The following is a 19,260-nucleotide window of genomic DNA, read 5'->3' on the forward strand; positions in this document are numbered from 1 at the left end:
CGCAGACACCTTGTCCGGGTGGCGGAATGGCAGACGCGCTAGCTTGAGGTGCTAGTGCCCTTTATCGGGCGTGGGGGTTCAAGTCCCCCCTCGGACACTCAGAGTGACTATGGAGTGCCGGTCGGGAGCGATCCCGGTCGGCACTTCGTCGTATCTGCCGCGTTGCCTGCCGGTGACGGCCGCAGGAGAGCGTTTATGCAGGTGGGAGGCGCTCTCAAAGCTTGGTATTGTTGTCCATGTCGCCGCGGGGGAGACCCCGTGAGCGCAGACACCTTGTCCGGGTGGCGGAATGGCAGACGCGCTAGCTTGAGGTGCTAGTGCCCTTTATCGGGCGTGGGGGTTCAAGTCCCCCCTCGGACACCAATACGCGTTTCTCGTCAAAGCCCCGGCCGGGCGTCATCCCGGCCGGGGCTTTGTGCTGCGCGCGCCGGGGCAGTCCCGATGTTCGGACGCGAACGAGTCTGGTCGTGTGCGAGTGATCCGTAGAGACCCTGAACCTCGCCGATGTGTCATGTTCCTGCCCCCGAGCCAGGACGAGGCAGAGGAATCGATGCTGATGCGTACCCCGAAGAAGACGCGTGCACAGGTGAGACCCGGATGGGCGGCGCTCGCCGCGGTGGCCGCCGTGATGGTGGGGACGGGGCTGTTCGCCGTGCCGCCCTCCCAGGCCGCGGCCGGCGACGACCCGGTGGACGTGGTGGTCGACGGCGATGACGTACGGGCCGACAACGTCAACGGGCTGACGTACAAAGGCCTGGGCGTTCTCAGCTGCAACAGTACGAGCAATCTGCTCATGGACTACAAGGCCGAGCAGCCCGAGCGGTACTGGCAGCTCATCCGGGTGCTGTTCGGCGGTGCGAATCCGCTCATCAATCACGTCAAGGTCGAGATGGGGGCGGACACCAACACCTCCACCGGGGCCGACCCGGCCACCATGCGGACTCCGGACGAGCTCGCCGACGCGTCCCGGTCGCCGGGGTTCCAGCTCGCCGCCGACGCCAAGACGGTCAATCCGAGGCTCAAGGTCTCCGTTCTCCGCTGGGAGATGCCGCAATGGGTCCAGCAGGAATGGGACAAGGGCACCGGCACCGACGACATGTACCGGTGGTACAAGGAGACCATTCTCGACGTGTACCAGAAATACGGGTACATGGTCGACTATGTGAATCCGGACAAGAATGAGACGCGGTCGCCGGACGTCGCCTTCATCAAGTGGTACAAGAACGCGATCGTGAGCGACACGAATTTCGCCGACGCGCGCTACGGGGTTCCGGAGAAGAAGCGGGAAGCCGTCGCGCAGGCATATCACCGCATCAAGATCGTGGCCTCCGACGAGAACAACACCCTCAACATGGGGCCTGCGATGCTCAGCGACGCCGATCTCTTCGGGATCGTCGACGCGACCGGCTACCACTACACGACGGACGACCGGCGCGAGGGCGCCGTCGGCAGCGACACATACCTGCCCTACACCAGGCTCGCGACCGGTGAGAACACGTATGGGCAGGACAAAGAGGTCTGGTACAGCGAGGGGACCGGTTCGTTCGGGTACACCGACTATCGCGTGAACAACACCGAGGGGCCGGGCGGCGCGAGCACCGGAATCGGTGGTGTGCAGAGTGCCCTCGACATCGCCAACCGGGTCGTCAAGAGTTACGCGAATTCGAAGCGCACCCACTACATCTTCCAGCCGGCGATCGGGTCCTTCTACGAGGGAGCCCAGTACAGCCACAAGGAACTCGTGAGCGCGCGCGATCCGTGGTCGGGGTACCTCCACTACGACGCGGCGATCTATGTCATGCAGCACTTCACCCAGTTCGCGAAGACCGGCTGGGAGAACGACACGAATACCGAGGGCATTTGGCGCACGGTTCCCGAGGCCAGTTACAGCGGAGTGAGCGGCACCGAGAACCTCGACGGTTCCAACGGCGCCCCCAGCTACATGACACTGGCCGACCCGAAGAAGCGGGACTTCTCGACGGTGGTCGTCAACGACAGCGACCAGCCGAAGACGTACCGCATCAAGGCGCAGGGACTGCGGCTCGGCCGCGACACGACGATGGAGGCGTGGGAGACCCGGGCCGCCGACGCCGGGCAGCGCTACGACGCCGACTTCAAGCACCTCGCCGCCGAGATCCGGCCGGACGACGCCGGCGACGGCACGTACACCTACACGTACACGGTGAAGCCGCGGTCCGTCACGACCCTGACGACGCTCGACAGGAGCGGCGACCCGGCCACGAAGCAGCGGCTGCCCGAGTCCGGCGACCGTGCCGTCCTCGACACCGACGCGAGCGGCAAGCGCGGCGACACCCGGGACACGTACCTGTACGCGGACGACTTCGCGTACAGGGAGGAGGGCAAGGTCCGCGTCGGTGCGTCGGTCCAGTCCTATCTCACCTCGCGCGGCAACCAGCCCCGCTACATGGTCGACCAGACCGGCGCGTGGGAGGTCGGCGACGGTGTGCTGTACCAGTACATGGACCAGTCCATGAAGGACACCGCCGCCTGGAACAAGAACACGCCCAACACCACGGTCGGCGACTTCCGCTGGGAGAACTACAAGGCGTCCGTCGACGTGTCGTTCCCCGACCCGGACGGCGGGCTCGCCGCACTCGGCGTGCGCCAGCAGAAGGGCATGGCGATCAGCGACGCCGCGTACAACCTGCGCATCGGGGCGGACGGCGCCTGGACGTTCTACGAGTACGGCACGGTCCTCGCGCGCGGCACGGTCGCGGCGGCCGACGGATACCGGCTCGCCGTCGAGGCGAAGGGCGCGAAGGTCACCGCCTTCGTCGACGGTGCGGAGGTGGCCTCGTACCGGGATCCGACACCGGAGACCGCCGGTCGCGTCAAGCTCGGCAGCGACTTCCACGAGACGGGCTTCGACAATCTGAAGGTCGAGAAGGTCGCCGGGTACGCGCCCTATGCCGCCGCGCAGACGGACAACATGGACAGCGCGGTGACGTACGAGGGCGACTGGAGCAGGAAGGCGTCGGGCGGCGATGCCATGGACTGGTACCGGACGACGTCGACGAGTACGACGGCCGGCGCGTCCGTCACCGTCCCGGTGCGCGGTACGGGCGTCGACGTCATCGGTGGGAACGACGGCAGCGCCGTGCTCGATGTCCTCGTGGACGGCCGGCTCGTCGCCAAGGATGTGAGGACCACGGTCACCGACAAGCGTCTGGCGACGTACTCGCTGCGCGGTCTGCCGGACGGCAGGCACGAGGTCACATTCGTCCTGAAGTCCGGGAAGCTCGTCCTCGACGCTTTCGACACCGCGTCCGGAGGCCGGGTCTCCGGTGTGGTCGACACGGCGCCCGTCCGTGACGCCCTGGCCGAGGTCGCGGAGGCGGAGCAGGGCGACTACACAGCCGGGTCGTGGCCGGTGTTCGCGCATGCGCGGGCGGCTGCGCGAGCCGCGGCGCACGGGCAGAAGGGCCTCGACACCGTCGGCGTCGGACAGCTCGCGGACCGGCTGCGGGCCGCCCATGGCCAATTGGTCGCGCGGTAGCCGACCGTCACCGTACGAGGGACGCTCCCGGTGGGAACGCCGCCGGGAGCGACGACGAGCGGATCATCAACTCCGGGAGGATCAGCGCCCGTTGCGCGGGGCGGCGGCTGCCTTCCAGGAGCCGCGCCACCATCATCTCGACAGCCGTGCGGCCCACCAGTGCCTTGGGCGGGCGGACCGCCGTGATCGCCGGATCGGCGAGATGGGCGACCTCGTCGTCGTAACTGACGAGCGCCATGTCGTCGGGGACCCTGATGCCCTGCTCGGTCAGGTACTGGACCACCGAGAGGGCGTCGGGGTCGCTGTGCACGATGAGCGCGGTGATGCGGGAGCGACGGCAGCCTTCCAGGATGTCGCCGATGATCCGGCGGTGCCCGGGGACGTCGAGGGCCACGCTCTCGCGTATCAGGAAGTCGGCGGACAGGCCGAGTTCGGCGCAGGCGCGATGCCAGCCGACGGCGAGATGGGCCGAGGTCGGGCTGCCCTTGGACAGGACGAGCCCGATGCTGCGATGGCCGAGCGAGTGCAGATGCCGGACCGCCATCTCCAGGCCGGTCGCGTGGTCGCTGCGCACCCATTCGAGCTGGTGCGGCGTCGGCGTCCACTCCGGGGTCTTGCGCTCCACGAAGACGACGGGGACGGGCAGTTTGCCGATCCAGTCGATCATCTCGTGCCTGCCGGGGCCCTCCAGGTTCGGGGCGAGCAGCAGCCCCTGCACCCGCCCCGACTCGACCAGCCGGACGATCTGCCGGCGGTCCTCCGCCTGGTCGTAACTGGAGCCCCGCAGTTGCACGTTGACCCCGTGCGCGGCAGCGGCGTTGCGGACGCCACTGACGATGTGCGGCCAGTAGAAATCGAGCGACGGCACGACCATCCCGATCGTGAAGGCAGGCGTCGCCAGGCGCCGCCGGCGCACCGGCTCCTGCTCCAGCGCGGACGGCAGCGTCGCGCCGCCGTGCACCCTGGTCAGCAGGCCGCGATCGGCCAGCGCCGCGATGTCGCGGCGGATCGTCAGCTCGCTGACCGACAGGTCCCGTGCGAGGTCGCGAACGCGAACGGCGCCGTGCAGCCGGAGTTGATCCATCAGGCGTTCGCGGCGTTGCAGCGCGAACAACTGGTCGCCGCCCGCCGCTCTGTCGTCCTGCCCGTGGTTCTTCGGTGTCATGACGCATCCCTCCCGTCCGGCACCGGTCCCGGCGCGATGTTCGAATCTGTTCAGGTTGTTACGTACGTGGTCGAGCTCTGGTGGGTCTGTGTGGGCGACCACTATCTCTGACTCAGCGTCTTCTGGCTGGAACTCGCCGGAAACACGGATGGCACCCGCTGTGTGAGCGGATGCCCGGAGGCAGAGGAGCCCGCACCGCATGCAGACCAAGGCCCGCGCTCTGGTCGTGATGAGCAGGTCCAGCTTCGAGGCCCACTTCGACCGGGACCGGCTGCGCCGCCTCGCCGACCTGGTAACCCTCGACGAGCCCTGTTGGACCGACGACCTCGACAGCGCCCGGTCACGCGAACGCCTGGCCCGCGCCGAGGTGCTGCTCACGTCCTGGGGCGCCCCCGCCCTCACCCCGCAGCGGCTCGCGGCGGCGCCCCGGCTGCGGGCCGTGCTGCACGGCGCGGGCAGTGTGCGCGACCTGGTCGGCCAGGAGGTGTGGCGGCGCGGGATCCGGGTGACCAGCGCCGCCGACGCCAACGCCGTACCGGTGGCCGAATACACCCTTGCCGCGATCATCTTCGCCGGGAAGAAGGCCCCGTTCCTCGCCGCCGACGAGCAGCGCGCGTACGGAGGTTGGGGCTCGGTCAGCGGCTACGGCGACCTGTCCAACTTCCGGCGGACCGTCGGCATCGTCGGCTTCTCACGGATCGGCCGGCAGGTCGTCGAGCTGCTGCAAGTGCTGCGCGGCACCACCTGCCTGGTCGCCGACCCGTACGCGGACCCGGACGAGGTGGCCAGGGCCGGGGCGACCCTCGTGCCGCTCGACGAGCTGCTGCCACGTGTCCACGTGCTGTCCGTGCACGCCCCCGAGACCGCCGAGACGCATCACCTCATCGGCGCCCAACAGCTGCGCCTGCTGCCCGACTTCGCCACTGTCATCAACACCGCGCGCGGCTCGCTCGTCGACTCCGCGGCGCTGGCCGCGGAGTGCGCAGACCGCAGGCTCTTCGCGATCCTCGACGTCACCGACCCCGAACCGCTGCCCGCCGACTCGCCGTTGCGCAGCGTCGCCCGCGTGATGATCACGCCGCACATCGCCGGATCCCTGGGCACCGAGATCGGCCGGCTGACCGATCACGTCCTCGACGAACTTGCCCGCTGGGTCGCCCGCAAGCCGCTGCGGGCCGAGATCACCGCGGAGAGCTGGGCCCTGGGCCTGAGCGCCTGAACCTGCCGCCCCCCGTTTCCGACCGCTTCACCCCGAGCTCAAAGGAGAGCCGCCGCCATGAAGTTGAACAAGAACCTCGCCCGCATCGCGCCGCTGGTCGTCGCCGCGGCGCTCACCGCGACCGCCTGCGACGCCAGCGGTACGGACAGCACCTCGTCGTCCGGCGGCAAGACCGTCGTGAAGATCGCGCTGTGGAACTACAAGACCACGCCCGAGTTCAAGGCCCTGATCGACGGCTTCGAGGCGGAGAACCCGACCATCGACGTACAGCCCGTCGACATCCTCGCCGACAACTACCCGGACAAGATCACCACGATGCTGGCGGGCGGTGACACCACCGACATCCTGACGATGAAGAACGTCACCGACTACGCCCGCTACGCCACCCGCGGCCAGCTCCTGCCGCTGACCGACGAGGCGGCCAAGCTCGACAAGGCGTCGTACTCGGGTCTCGACGAGTACGACCTCAAGGGCAAGTACTACGCGCTGCCGTACCGCTCCGACTTCTGGGTCCTCTTCTACAACAAGAAGATGGTCGGCGACACCGACATGTCCAAGCTGACCTGGGACGACTACGCGAAGCTCGCCAAGAGACTCACCAAGGGCTCGGGGTCCGACAAGGTCTACGGCACCTACCTGCACACCTGGCGCTCCGTCGTCCAGGCGATCTCCTCCGCGCAGACCGGCGGGGACCAGCTCGGCGGTGACTACGCGTACTTCAAGGACCAGTACGACATGGCCCTCGGCCTGCAGAAGTCGAAGGCGACGCTGTCGTTCTCCACGGCCTCCAGCAACCAGATCACCTACGACTCGCAGCTGACCACCGGCAAGGCCGCGATGGTCCCGATGGGTTCCTGGTGGGCGGCGGCGCTGCTCGCCGAGGCGAAGCAGGGCAAGAACGACATCGACTGGGGCATGGCGCCGATGCCGCAGATCAAGAGCGGCGAGAAGACCGTCACCTTCGGTTCGCCGACCGCGTTCGCCGTCAACAAGAAGGCCCGCAACGCCGACGCCGCCAAGAAGTTCGTCGCCTGGGCGTCGGGCCCCGAGGGCGCCGCCGCCGTCGCGAAGATCGGGGTCACGCCCGCCTACAGCAGCGACAAGGTCCTCGACACCTTCTTCTCCGTCGACGGCATGCCGACCGACGACGTGTCCCGCACGGCGATGCAGCCGGCCACGGTGCAGCTGGAGATGCCGGTCAGCGACAAGTCCTCCGACGTCGACCAGATCCTCAAGGAGGAGCACGAGATGATCATGAGCGGCGAGAAGTCGGTCGACGCGGGCATCAAGGAGATGGACAGCCGCGTGAAGGACGAAGTCCAGTGAGTGCCCCCACCACCGAGCACGCGACCCCCGGCGCTTCCGCGGCCCACCTGGCCGCCGCGAAGCGCCGGCGGCGCCGCACCACCCTCATCGGCTGGTCGTTCATCCTCCCCAACTTCCTGGGGTTCGCCGCCCTCACCCTCGTACCGGTGCTCGGCGCGCTCGCGATCTCCTTCACCGACTGGGACTCCTACGCCACCCCGAAGTGGGTGGGCCTGGACAACTTCCAGCGGCTGTGGAACGACTCCAACTTCTGGGCCGCGCTGCAGAACACCTTCTACTACGCGGCCGGTCACATCCCCCTCACCCTCGTGGTCTCGCTCGGCCTCGCCGTGCTGCTCAACCAGAAACTGCGCGGCGTGCGCGTCCTGCGGACCGCCTTCTTCTTCCCGTACATCACCTCGCTCGTCGCCGTCGCCGTGGTCTGGAACATGCTGCTGAGCCCGGAGGCCGGGCCGGTCAACCAGTTCCTGAACTTCCTCGGCATCGACGATCCGCCGGGCTGGACCAGCGACCCGGACTGGGCGATGCCCGCGCTGATCCTCGCGAGTGTGTGGCGGGACATGGGCTACTACATGGTGCTGTTCCTGGCCGGGCTGCAGACCGTGCCGGCCGAGCTGTACGAGGCGGCGCGGATGGACGGCGCGGGTCCGTGGCAGCGGTTCTGGCACGTCACCCTGCCGGGGCTTCGGCCCACCACCTTCTTCGTCACCGTCATGATCACGGTCTCCAGCTTCAAGGTCTTCGACCTGGTGCAGGTCATGACCGAGGGCGGTCCCGGCCGTTCCACCCTCGTCCTGTCCCAGCTGATCTTCCGCGAGGGCATCACGCAGGGCCGCTTCGGCTACGCCTCCGCGGTCTCCCTCGCGCTGTTCCTGATCTGCCTGGTGATCACGGCGGTCCAGTTCCAGATGCAGCGAAGGAGCGAGCGATGAACACCACCGTCCTTGACAAGGACGTCGCCGCGCCCACCGGCCCGGCCCCCGCCGCCCCTGCGCTCCCGAACCGCCGTGGCGCGACGGCGGTCGCCGGGCGGATCGCCCTGTACGTGCTGCTCGCCGTGGTGGCGCTGGCCGTCCTGCTGCCCTTCATCTGGATGCTGATCTCGTCGGTCAAGGACGACCGTGACGTGTTCACGGTGCCGATCCAGTGGATCCCTGAGACGTTCCGGTGGAGCAACTTCTCCAGCATCTGGACCCGGGTGCCGTTCGCCGCCTACCTCGGCAACTCGTTCTTCCTCAGCGTCGTGATCACGTTCCTCCAGGTGCTCACCGGCAGCTTCGCGGCGTACGGCTTCGCCAAGATGCGCTTCCCGGGCCGGGATCTGCTGTTCACCGGCTACATCGCGACGATCGCGGTGCCGTGGCAGGCGTACATGGTGCCGCAGTACGTGATCATGCAGAAGCTCGGTCTGGTGAACTCGTACACGTCGCTGATCCTGTTGCAGGCCTTCGGCGCGTTCGGTGTCTTCCTGATGCGGCAGTTCTATCTGACGATCCCGGACGAGATCAGCGAGGCGGCCCGTCTCGACGGCCTGTCGGAGTACGGCATCTGGGCGCGGATCGTGCTGCCGCTGTCCAAGCCGGCCCTCGCCAGCCTCGCGCTGCTGACGTTCGTGAACACCTGGAACGACTACATGGGCCCGTTCATCTACCTCACGGACAACCGCCTGTGGACCGTGCAGTTGGGGCTGCGCGCCTTCATCGGCCAGTACGACGCCGAGTCCGCGATGATCATGACGGGCTCGGTGCTCTCCGTGATACCGGTCCTCGCGGTGTTCCTGCTCGGACAGCGTTACTTCGTCCGGGGTATCGCCACCACGGGTGTGAAGGGCTGAGGGCATGGCGTCGACGCAGATGGGCCGCGCGCCCCGCAGGCAGCGGCTCAACGTGGCATACGGATCATGGGACTTGATCTGGTCGCACGTCCACCGCGTCCTGGTCGTCAATCTCGGGATGGCAGTGACCAACCTTCCCCTGCTGGCGGCCCTCCAGCTGACCCATCAGCCCTGGCGTCATCCGCTCGTCTTCGGGGTGCTCCTGCTGGTGCTGCCGGGGCCGTCGGTCGCCGCCGCATACGCGTATCTCGACGCGTCGTCGGCGGACGCGGACACACCGGCGCCGGTCCGACTGTTCGCGCAGGCCTATCGGCGGCTCTACCGGCGGGCGGTGGCCGTCTCGGCGCCCTTCGTGCTGCTCGTGATCGCGGCCGTGGCGGACGTCGTGACCCTGCGAACCTCCGCTCTGGGCGCGGCCGTTGTGCCGACGGCCGTCGTGGTCGCGGTGGTGGCGGCCGCCGCCTGGCCGGTCGCGCTCGCGCACGTGGCCGGGGGAGGGGCGGTGGAGCGGCGGCTCTTCCTGCTGGCGCCGTACGCGGCGGTCCGGCACGCGCTGCTCACCCTGATGAACCTGGTCCTGGCGGTGGTGTCCCTGCTGCTCGTCAATCAGGCTCCGCTGATGGGCCTCGCGGTCCTGCCGGGATGCGCGCTGTTCGTCGTGTGGCGCAACTGCCGCGTCATGCTGTCGCTCGCGGACCGGCCACGGCCGGCCGGTCCCGCCGTACGAGAAGGAATGCGGGGAGAAAGTTGAGAGATCTGAGTGAAGGGATCCGCGCGGCGGCCGACGCGGCTCGGAGCACGCCCCTGCCGCCGCTGCCGTTCTCCGCGTACCGCCGCTTCGACGACGACGGCGACCGCCTCGCGTACGAGGAGTTGTACTTCCGGCGCCGCGCGCACGTGACCGCGCTGGCCGCCGAGGCCCTGATCGACGAGGCGGCGCCGCTCGACGCCCTCGCCGACGCGCTGTGGGCCGTCTGCGACGAGTACACCTGGGCCCTGCCCGCCCACGAGATGCACGCGACGCGCCTGGACCGCGGCATGGACCGGTGCCTCGACCTGTTCGCCGCGCTCACCGCGCATCTGCTCGCCGAGACCGTCCAACTCTGCGGCGAGCGGCTCGATCCGCGGGTCGCCCGCCGTGTCCGCGATCAGGTGGACCACCGGGTGCTCTCCCTCCTCGCGGACGACGAACGCCCGCTCCTGTGGGAGGACTGGGCGCACAACTGGGCCGCCGTGTGCGGCGGCGCCGCCGGGCTCGCGGCCCTGGCCCTGTGGCCGCAGGGACCGCGACTGACCCGTGTCGTCGACCGCTGCCGCGCCGCCCAACTCACCTACCTCAGCGGCTTCGGCGACGACGGCGGCTGCGCGGAGGGCGTGGACTACTGGGTGTTCGGATTCGCGCACTTCGTGTATTTCGCCGAGGAGTTGAGGGCCGCGACCGGTGAGGACCTGCTGGCGCATCCCAAGGTGGCGGCCGTCGCCCGGTTCCCCTCGGCGGTGCACCTGGGCGGCGGACTCTTCCCCGCCTTCTCGGACGCGGCCGAACGGCCCCGCGTGCCCGCCGGTCTCGCGGCCCTGCTGGAACGCAGACTCGGTGTACGCGTTCCGGCGGAGGCCGTCGAGACCGGCGCCGCGGTGGCGCGGGACTGGGGCGACGTCTCCAGGACCCTGCGGTGGGGCGCGCCCCGACTCGACTCCGGCCTCCGCCCCGCGCCGACCACCACCCATCTTCCCGACCTGGCCTGGACGGTCGACCGGGGTGCGGACGTAGCGTTCGCGGCCAAGGGCGGTCACAACGGCGAACCGCACAACCACAACGACCTCGGCCAGTTCGTCCTGGCCGCCCACGGCGAGGTCCTGCTCGCCGACCTGGGCGGCGGCGAGTACCGCAACGGGTATTTCGACGACGCCACCCGGTACACCTACCTGCACACCTCCTCCCGGGGGCACTCCGTCCCGCGCGTCGACTCCCGTGAACAGTCCGCGGGCGGCGAACGCGGCGCGCGTCTGATGCACCATCAACTGTGCGACGACGGCGTCGACTTGACGCTCGACATCGCCGGTGCCTACGAGGTGCCCGGCCTGACGGCCCTGCGGCGCGGCTTCGCCTGGCGCCGCGACGGCGACAGTGACGGCGACGGCGAGAGCGGGGAGCTGCTCCTCGTCGACGAGGTGGAGACCGGGCGGCCGATGCGGGTGGAGGAGGTCTTCGTCAGCCGGCTGCGTCCCGAGGCGCGCGCGGGCCACGTGACCTGGCGGGGCGTCGTGGCGCAGGCCCGACTGGCCCTGCCCGACGGCGGTACGGCGCACGTGGAGGAGGTGGAGACCACCGATCACGAGGGCGCCCCCGACACGGTGTTCCTCCTCCGCGTCGGCTTCGACCTTCCCGCGGGGCGGAGCGGGCTGTCGTTCCGGTTCACGGTGGGCGGAGTGAGCGGGGTGATCGCCGGAGCGCAGTAGGTCGATAAGCCGACCTTTGACATCCCCCAAGCCTCCCGTATACCGTCCACGCCCAGATGGGCTCGAACAGTGGACGCTCGGGTCAGTGGCGATAGGTGGATACGGTGAACTCCGAGGCTGGCGAACGCTTCAGCAGGCGCGGTGTGCTGCGGATGACGGGAGCGGGCGCCGGTGTGCTCGCCGCGTCCATGGTCATCTCCGCGTGTTCGCCGCAGCGCAAGGACGACGGCGCGAAGGGGACGGCCGCCCGGGGTACGGACACGCCGGTCGAGAAGCTCACCCTGGCGCTGCCCTCGTCGCTGTCCAGCCTCGACATCAGCCGCGAGGCCGGCATCCTGAACTACCTGGTGGCCGCGCTCGTCCAGGAGTCGCTGCTCTCGGTGAGCCCCGCTGGTGAGCTGGAGCCCGGGCTCGCCGCGTCCTGGAAGCAGCCCGACGCCAAGACGTACGTGTACACGCTGCGGGCCGACGCCACGTTCTCCGACGGCGCGAAGGTCACCACCGACGACGTCATCGCCTCCATCGAGGCCGCCCGCGCCGAGGGCAGCGCCCTCGCCTACGCCTGGGCGAACGTGGCATCGGTGAAGGCCACCGGCGACCGCGAGATCACGATCGGGCTCAAGTCCCCGGACGCCGCGTTCGCCTGGACCCCGACGCCCGGCACCCTGCTCATCAGCAGCAAGGCGTTCCTGGCGAAGAACAAGGGCAAGGTCGGCACCGCCAAGACCCTGCTCCTGGGCACCGGCGCGTTCAAGGTGACGTCGTTCGTGCCCGACGACCACGTACAGCTGGAACGCAACGGCGCCTGGTGGGGCGACGCCCCCTCGGTGCGGTCGCTGAAGCTGTCGTTCATCCCCGACGCGGGCACCCGCCTCGTGGCCATGAAGTCCGGCTCCGTCGACGGAGCGCTGAACCTGCCCTCCGACGAGGCCCGCAGCTGGGAGTCGACCGCCGAGGTCACCTACACCGGCGACCGCTCCGTCGTCGCGCTGGCCTTCGACACGGCCAAGGCGCCCTTCGACGACATCCACGTGCGCCGCGCGTTCGCGTACGCCGCCGACCGCTCCGGCATGGTCCGCGGCATCCTGCACGGCAAGGCCGAGGTCGCCTCGACGCTCGTGTCCCCGCAGATGTGGGGCGACCTGCTCTCCGAGAGCAAGGTCAAGAGCGGTTACGCGGCGCTGCCCGCCTTCGACCACAGCATCAAGGCCGCCAAGGCGGAGCTGGCCAAGTCGCGGCACAAGGACGGCTTCAGCCTCGACCTCTCGTACCCCAACAGCGGCCCGCAGCTCGGCAAGGCGGCCCTCGCGCTCGCCGACGCTCTCAAGGAGCTGGGCATCACGCTCAAGGTCAAGGAGGTCACGCTGGAGCAGTGGATCGCCGACCTGGTGCCGGGCAAGAAGCCGTTGCAGTTCCTCTGGTACTTCCCCGTCACCGGCGACCCGGCCGAGCTGACCGACTCCTACCTGGCGAGCGCCGCCTCGGCGACGAACCTGCCGCACTACAAGAACGCCGACGTCGACGACGCGCTGGCCGACGCCAAGACGGAGACCGACAAGGCCGAGCGCGGCCGGCTCCTGCTGACCGCGCTCCAGGACGCGGCCGCCGAACTGCCCTACTTGCCGCTGTGGTGGGCGCAGACGGCCACGGCCCTCGCGAAGGAGTACGTCCTGGAGGAGCCCGGCGCGTTCGCCCTCGTCGGCCCCTGGGCGGCCCGCGTCAAGAACACCGCCTGACCGACCGGACCGCCCCGCCCGACGGGGCCGTCCCCTCGTCTGCGTGTGCCGGGTGCCACCCCTCACCCCCCGGCGCCCGGCACACGCGCCCCACCCGTCGCCACGAACGGAACGAGCATGCACCGCCCCGCCGCCCCCTCTCCCGCCCCCGAACGGCCCGCGGCCGCCACGGTGCGGCGCGTCCTGGAGGCGGTGCTCGGCCTCGACCATCCGCTGGAGGCGCGGCCGAGCCCCGACGGGCGGCGGGTGGCGGTGACCGTGAGCGGGCCCGGGGGAACCCACGTACAGCTCGTGGACCCGGACGGGCGAGAAGCGGGTGGCACCCTCGCCGGGCACCTGCCGCGCTGGCTGCCCGACTCCCGCACCCTGCTGCTCGTCACGGAGCCCGAACCGGAGCCCGGAGCAAGGCCCGGCACCGCGGCCGCGCTGCCCGCGCTGACCCTCTGGGACACCGTCGACGGCCGTACGACGAGGCTCACTTCGATACCCGGGGAGACCGAGGACCTGCTCGTCGCCGACGACGGGACCGAGGTACTGCTGCTTGTCGCCGACGACGGCGCCGAGCGCGACGGCATGCACCTCGGGCTTCCGGTGCGCCTCGGCCAGGACCCCGCCCCCGAGTCCTTCCGGCCCGACGCCGGACGCCGCCGCCTGCTGCACGGCACGCTGCCCGAACACCCGGCGACCGTCGTGCTGCGCGAGGCGGGCCCGCCCGGCCTCACCGTGTGGAACGTCGCCTGGCGCGGCGGCGCCGACGCGATCGCGACTATGTCGGCGGAGAACCTGCCGAGCGGCTACTACCGGAGCCGCCTCGTCCGCATCGACCTCACGGACGGCCGCACCCGCACGCTCTACACGCCTCAAGGACAGCTGGCCGCCCCCGCCCTGACCCCGGATGGCCGGCGCGCCGTCGTCGTCGAGGGCGTCTCCATCGTCGCCGGCCGCCCCGTCCTCATCGATCTCGCCGACGGCACCGTCACCCGCCCCACCGCCGCCGAGGACGCCACCTGGCTGCTGCCCGACCCGCACGACCCGGGCCGGCTGCTGCTGGCGGGCTGGGCCGGGACCGGCAGCCGGATCGCCCGTGTCCGCCTCGACCGCGAGGCCGACGGCGGCGCCGAGGTCACGACCGTGTGGCAGGACCAGGCGGTGCTCGGCGGGCCGTCGTTCCAGCCCGCGCCCGCCCTCAGCGCCGACGGCTCCCTCGCCGCCGCCGTCCTCGACGCCCCCGGCCGGCCGCCCCAGGCCGTCGTGGCGGCCACCGCCGGTCCCGACGCCTGGGCCTGGCGCCCCGTCACCGCGCTCAACCCCGACACCGTCGCCCGCGCCGCCCTCGCCCCGGTCCGCACCCGCGAGACCTCCTGGACCTCGACCGACGGCCGCCCCGTCCACGGCCTGCTGCTCGACGCGCCCGGCACCCCGGCCCCCGGCACCGACCGGCCCGGCCCCCGCCCCCTCGCGGTGCTGGTGCACGGCGGCCCATCCTGGCAGTGGTCCGCCGGACACGCGCCCGGCGACGTCCTCGGCCTCGCCCCCGCGCTCGCCGCGGCGGGCTGGCTGGTGCTGCTGCCCAACGTGCGCGGCAGCAGCGGCTACGGACTCGATCACGCCCGCGCGGTTGTCGGCGACTTCGGCCACGGCGACCTCGACGACCTGCTCACCGGCATCACCGCCGCCGTCGAGCGGGGCGAGGCCGCACCCGGCCGGGCCGCCGTGCTCGGCCACAGCTACGGCGGATACCTCACCGCCGAAGCAGCCCGCACCGGCGCGTTCCGCGCCGCCGTCGTGATCTCCGCGCCGACCGACTGGCTCAGCTTCGCCCACACCTCGAACATCGGCGGCGGCTACGAGCACACCTACGGCATCGGCGACGCCCGCACCCCCGAGGGCCGCGCCGCGCTCGTCGACCGCTCACCCGTCTTCCGCCCGGCCCCCGGCACCCCCGTGCTGGTGCTGCACGGCGAACGCGACCGGGTCACCCCCGTCTCCCAGGCCCACGAGCTGTACCGGGCCTGGAGCCGGGGCGGCACGGCCCCGGTGGAGCTGCACGTCTACCCCGGCGAGGGCCACGAGTTCACCGACCCCGCGCACCTCCTCGACGCGGCGGCCCGCGCCGAAGCCTGGCTGGCCCGCCACGTCCTCGGCGAGCGAGCCGCCCACCCCGCGAAGGACCAGACCCCGTGACCGCAGAACTCACCGCCACCGGCGCGCCGTTCGACGGCAGGCCCGTGCCCGCGCCCCCGCTGCGCGAACGGCTCGGCACAGCGCTGCCCTGGCGCTACGTGGCACGCCGGTTCGCCGGGACCGCGGCACTGCTCGCCGTGCTGTCCGTGGCCGTGTTCGCCCTGGTGCGGCTCGCGCCCGGCGACCCGGCCCGCACCCTGCTCGGCGCCCGCAACGCCACCCCGGACGCGCTGGCCGCCGTACGCGCCCGGTACCGGCTCGACGAACCGCTGGCCGCCCAGTACGGGCACTGGCTGCTCGACGCCGTCCGCGGCGACCTCGGGATCTCCATCCGCACCGGCGCCGACGTCACCGCCGTGCTGGGCGACCGGTTCGCGCTCACCGTCGAACTCGTGCTGCTGGGCTTCGCCGTGGCCATGCTGGTGGGACTGCCCCTCGGAGTCCTCGCCGGTCTGCGCGCCCGCCGCACGAGCGACCGGGTGGCGCAGAGCCTCGGTGTGGTCGCGCTGTCCACCCCCGCGTTCGCCGGGGGCCTTGTCCTCATCTACGTGTTCTCGCTGCTGCTCGGCTGGTTCCCCGCCTACGGCACCGGCGACGGCGGCGCGGGCGACCGCCTGCTCCACCTGATCCTTCCCGCCGTCACCCTGGGCCTCGCCGTCACCGGCGTGCTGCTCAAGCTGACCCGGGCGGCGGTGATCCGCGAACTCGACCGGGAGCACGTGACTTTCGCGCGCGCCCGCGGCGTTCCCACCCGCACCGTGCTCACCCGCTACGTCCTGCGCGGCACCGTCGTGCCCGTCACCACCGGCATCGGCCTGGTCCTCGCCTATCTCCTGGCGGGCACCGTGATGGTCGAGCAGGTCTTCGCCCTGCCGGGGCTCGGACAACTGCTCGTGTCGTCGGTGACGTTCCGGGACGTGCCCGTGGTCCAGGCCGAGGCGCTGCTGATCGCCGCGCTGATCTGTCTGGCCAACCTCGCCACCGATCTCCTCCACCCGTTGGCCGACCCGAGGCTGCGCCCCGCACCGACGGCGCCCCGCCGCGCGAAGAGGCAGGCATGACCACCGACACGCTCACCGAAGCGCCCCGCACGCTCGCCCGCCGCAAGCGGCGCAGGCCCGCGCCGCTCACCGTCGTGTGCACGGCCGTCGCCCTGCTGCTCGCCGTCGCCGCGATCGCCGGGCAGTGGATCTTCCCCGACTACGCGGCGCAGGACCTCCTGACCGGCGCCGTCATGCCGGGCGGGGGACACCTGCTGGGCACCGACGAACTCGGCCGGGACATCGCCCGGATGGTCGTCGCGGGCGCCCGCTCGACGCTCGCCGGAGCCGCCCTCGTCGCCCTCGGATCCATGGTCATCGGCAATGTCCTCGGCCTGACCGCGGGCTATCTCGGCGGCCTCACCGACGTCGTCGTACGCCGCTGGGCCGACCTGCTCCTCGCGCTGCCCGCCCTCCTCGTCACCCTCGTCGTGGCGGGCATCGGCGGCGGAGGGTATCTGCTCGCCGTCGCCGTCCTGGTGGTGCTCACCTCGCCGGGCGACGTCCGTCTCGTACGGTCCGCGGTCCTGGAACAGCGCCACCGCGCCTACGTGGAGGCCGCCGAGACCCTCGGCCTGTCCCGCACCACCGTGATGGTCCGGCACATCTGGCCCAACGTGCTGCCGGTGGTCGTCGCGAACACCATGCTGAACTTCGCCGGGGCCATCGTCGCCCTGTCGTCCCTGTCCTTCCTCGGCCTGGGCGTGCCGCCCGGCGCGCCCGACTGGGGCCGGATGCTCGCCGAGAACCGCACGCTGCTCTACGACAACCCGTCCGCCGCGCTCGCCCCCGCGCTCGCGATCGTCGTCTCCGCCGTGGTGCTCAACCTGCTCGGCGACCGGCTCTTCGAAATCTTCTCCGACCGGAGGTCCTGATGTCTCAGCTGTCCGAGGCGACGGATCCCGGCCGGACCACCGCCATTGAAGGCGGCCCCCTGCTGGACGTCACCGGCCTGCGCGTGATCGCCACCGCCGGACCCGGCGACCCCGTCACCCTCCTCGACGGGATCGACCTGCGCGTCGGGCCCGGCGAGAGCGTCGCCGTCGTCGGCGAGTCCGGCAGCGGCAAGTCCCTCACCACCCGCGCCGTGGTCGGCCTGCTCCCCGAGGGCACCGCCGTCGCGGGCGGCAGCGTACGGCTGAGCGGCGAGGAGGTCCTGCACCTGCCCGAGCGGGCCCGGCACGCGCTGCGGGGCCGCCGCGTCACGCTGCTCATGCAGGACCCGTTCACGATGCTGCACCCCCAGGTGACCTGCGGCCGGCAGATCGCCGACGGGCTCCGCCCCGACCTGCCCGCCCTCGCCGGAGCCACCGGCCGCCGGGCCCGCGGCGCCGCCCGGCGCGCCGAGGTCGCCGCACGACTGGCCGAAGTGGGCCTCGGCCCCGAGACCGCCGACCGCTACCCGCACGAACTGTCCGGCGGCATGCGCCAGCGCGTCGCCGCCGCGGCCGCCCTGGCCGGCGACCCCGAACTGCTCATCGCCGACGAGCCCACCACCGCCCTCGACGCCGCCAACCAGCAGGCCGTCCTCGACCTGCTGCGCGGCCTCCAGCGCGACCGGGGCATGGGCCTGGTCCTCATCACCCACGACCTGCGGGTCGCCTTCTCCTCCTGCGACCGGGTCTACGTCCTGTACGCGGGCTCCGTCCTGGAACAGGGCCGCTCCGCCGAACTCGGGGCGCACCCCCAACATCCCTACACCCAAGGGCTGTTGTGGGCCGAGCCGTCCGTCCGTGAGCGCTACGAGAGACTGCCGGTCATCCCGGGCTCCGTGCCCGCCCCCGACGGCCGGGGCACCGGCTGCCCCTTCGCCGACCGCTGCGCCCACGCCGCCCCCGTCTGCCGCACCACCCCGGCGCGGCTGTGGCCCGAGGACCCCGACGCGCGGCAGAGCGCCTGTGTCCGCGCCGCCGAACTCGGCGACCGGCTCGGCGCACCCCGCCCGCACACCACGGCCGGGCCGGAACACACCCCGGCCCCCGCCGACGCCGCCCCGGCCCTGAGACTCCAGGGCGTGCACCGCGTCTTCGGCTCCGGAGCGCAGCAGCACACCGCCGTCCGCGACGTGTCGCTGAGCGTGCCGCGCGGCCGGGTCACCGCCCTGGTCGGCGAGTCCGGCTCGGGCAAGACCACCCTGGCCCGGATCGCCGTCGGCCTGGAGACCTTCTCCGCGGGCGACGTCGAGGCCGGCGGCGTCCCACTGACCCCCGGCCGCCGCCCGGCCGGAGCCGAACGGGCCGCACTGGCCTCCCGGGTGCAGATCGTCTTCCAGGACCCGTACTCCTCCCTCAACCCGCTGCGCACCGTCGGCGCCACCCTGCGCGAGGCGCTGGCCGCCGCCGGCCGGCTCGACGCGACCGGCCGCCGCGCCCGCGCCGAGCAGGCCGCCGGCCTGGTCGCCGAACTCCTCGACCAGGTCGGCCTGCCCGGCCACTACGCCACCCGCAGACCGGGCGTCCTCTCCGGAGGAGAGCGCCAACGCGTCGCCGTCGCACGGGCGTTGGCCGTCCGGCCCGAACTGCTGATCTGCGACGAGGCGGTCGCCGCGCTCGACGTCTCCGTGCAGGCCCAACTCCTCAACCTGCTGGCCGATCTGCGCCGCGCGGAAGGGTTCGCGGTGCTGTTCATCACCCACGACCTCGGCGTCGTCCGGCAGATCGCCGACGAGGTCGCCGTGATGTACCGCGGGGAACTCGTCGAGCAGGGACCGGCCGCCGAGGTCCTGGACCGGCCCCGCCACGACTGGACCCGGAGGATGCTCGCCGCCGCCGACGGCTGA

General features: G+C 71.5%; 13 protein-coding genes and 2 tRNA genes. 14 read left to right on the top strand and 1 reads right to left on the bottom strand.

The genetic code is table 11. The features are described 5' to 3' along the window. Positions 1–12: 12 nt before the first annotated feature. The 3 genes from ACFVDP_RS14860 to ACFVDP_RS14870 all read left to right on the top strand — a co-directional run bounded on the left by ACFVDP_RS14860 (position 13) and on the right by ACFVDP_RS14870 (position 3,517). Positions 13–97 (top strand) — tRNA-Leu (locus ACFVDP_RS14860). A gap of 178 nt (positions 98–275) precedes the next feature. Then, a tRNA-Leu gene (locus tag ACFVDP_RS14865) sits at positions 276–363 on the top strand. 193 nt (positions 364–556) lie between these two features. Continuing rightward, entirely contained in the window at positions 557–3,517 is a 2,961-nt protein-coding gene (locus ACFVDP_RS14870) for a GH59 galactosidase (RefSeq protein WP_383488816.1), read from the top strand. A 7-nt stretch (positions 3,518–3,524) separates the two neighbouring features. On the opposite strand, the gene ACFVDP_RS14875 is transcribed toward ACFVDP_RS14870, so the two are convergent. Further along, positions 3,525–4,682 (bottom strand): substrate-binding domain-containing protein, encoded by a 1,158-nt coding sequence (locus ACFVDP_RS14875; protein ID WP_383488819.1) that lies wholly within the window; start codon positions 4,680–4,682, stop codon positions 3,525–3,527. 199 nt (positions 4,683–4,881) lie between these two features. Between ACFVDP_RS14875 and ACFVDP_RS14880 the strand changes: the two genes are divergently transcribed. The 11 genes from ACFVDP_RS14880 to ACFVDP_RS14930 all read left to right on the top strand — a co-directional run bounded on the left by ACFVDP_RS14880 (position 4,882) and on the right by ACFVDP_RS14930 (position 19,260). Further along, complete coding sequence (locus ACFVDP_RS14880) at positions 4,882–5,901, top strand: hydroxyacid dehydrogenase (RefSeq protein WP_383488822.1); 1,020 nt, start codon at positions 4,882–4,884, stop codon at positions 5,899–5,901. Positions 5,902–5,958: 57 nt separating this feature from the next. Further along, positions 5,959–7,227, top strand: a complete 1,269-nt coding sequence (locus ACFVDP_RS14885) for an ABC transporter substrate-binding protein (protein ID WP_383488825.1) — start codon at positions 5,959–5,961, stop codon at positions 7,225–7,227. After that, positions 7,224–8,159 (top strand): carbohydrate ABC transporter permease, encoded by a 936-nt coding sequence (locus ACFVDP_RS14890; protein ID WP_383488828.1) that lies wholly within the window; start codon positions 7,224–7,226, stop codon positions 8,157–8,159. Before ACFVDP_RS14885 ends, ACFVDP_RS14890 begins: the two co-directional genes overlap by 4 nt. Next, positions 8,156–9,061, top strand: coding sequence for a carbohydrate ABC transporter permease (locus ACFVDP_RS14895; RefSeq protein WP_383488831.1), 906 nt, complete (start codon positions 8,156–8,158; stop codon positions 9,059–9,061). The genes ACFVDP_RS14890 and ACFVDP_RS14895 overlap by 4 nt, the downstream gene beginning before the upstream one ends. Positions 9,062–9,065: 4 nt before the next feature. Next, positions 9,066–9,812 carry a hypothetical protein gene (locus ACFVDP_RS14900; RefSeq protein ID WP_383488834.1) on the top strand — a complete coding sequence of 249 codons (747 nt, stop codon included), beginning with the start codon at positions 9,066–9,068 and terminating at the stop codon, positions 9,810–9,812. Next, positions 9,809–11,521, top strand: coding sequence for a heparinase II/III family protein (locus ACFVDP_RS14905; protein WP_383488837.1), 1,713 nt, complete (start codon positions 9,809–9,811; stop codon positions 11,519–11,521). The genes ACFVDP_RS14900 and ACFVDP_RS14905 overlap by 4 nt, the downstream gene beginning before the upstream one ends. Before the next feature lie 104 nt (positions 11,522–11,625). Further along, positions 11,626–13,257: an ABC transporter substrate-binding protein gene (locus ACFVDP_RS14910; RefSeq protein WP_383488840.1), complete on the top strand. Its 1,632-nt coding sequence runs from the start codon at positions 11,626–11,628 to the stop codon at positions 13,255–13,257. Positions 13,258–13,374: 117 nt separating this feature from the next. Next, positions 13,375–15,441, top strand: coding sequence for a prolyl oligopeptidase family serine peptidase (locus ACFVDP_RS14915; RefSeq protein WP_383488843.1), 2,067 nt, complete (start codon positions 13,375–13,377; stop codon positions 15,439–15,441). Next, on the top strand, positions 15,438–16,502 hold the full coding sequence (locus tag ACFVDP_RS14920; RefSeq protein WP_383488846.1) for an ABC transporter permease: 1,065 nt from the start codon (positions 15,438–15,440) through the stop codon (positions 16,500–16,502). The genes ACFVDP_RS14915 and ACFVDP_RS14920 overlap by 4 nt, the downstream gene beginning before the upstream one ends. Next, entirely contained in the window at positions 16,499–17,356 is an 858-nt protein-coding gene (locus tag ACFVDP_RS14925) for an ABC transporter permease (RefSeq protein WP_383488849.1), read from the top strand. The genes ACFVDP_RS14920 and ACFVDP_RS14925 overlap by 4 nt, the downstream gene beginning before the upstream one ends. Beyond that, a complete protein-coding gene (locus ACFVDP_RS14930) occupies positions 17,356–19,260 on the top strand; it encodes a dipeptide ABC transporter ATP-binding protein (RefSeq protein ID WP_383488852.1) in 1,905 nt (634 codons plus the stop codon). The genes ACFVDP_RS14925 and ACFVDP_RS14930 overlap by 1 nt, the downstream gene beginning before the upstream one ends.

This window comes from Streptomyces sp. NPDC057694, from assembly GCF_042799415.1.
GTDB lineage: Bacteria > Actinomycetota > Actinomycetes > Streptomycetales > Streptomycetaceae > Streptomyces.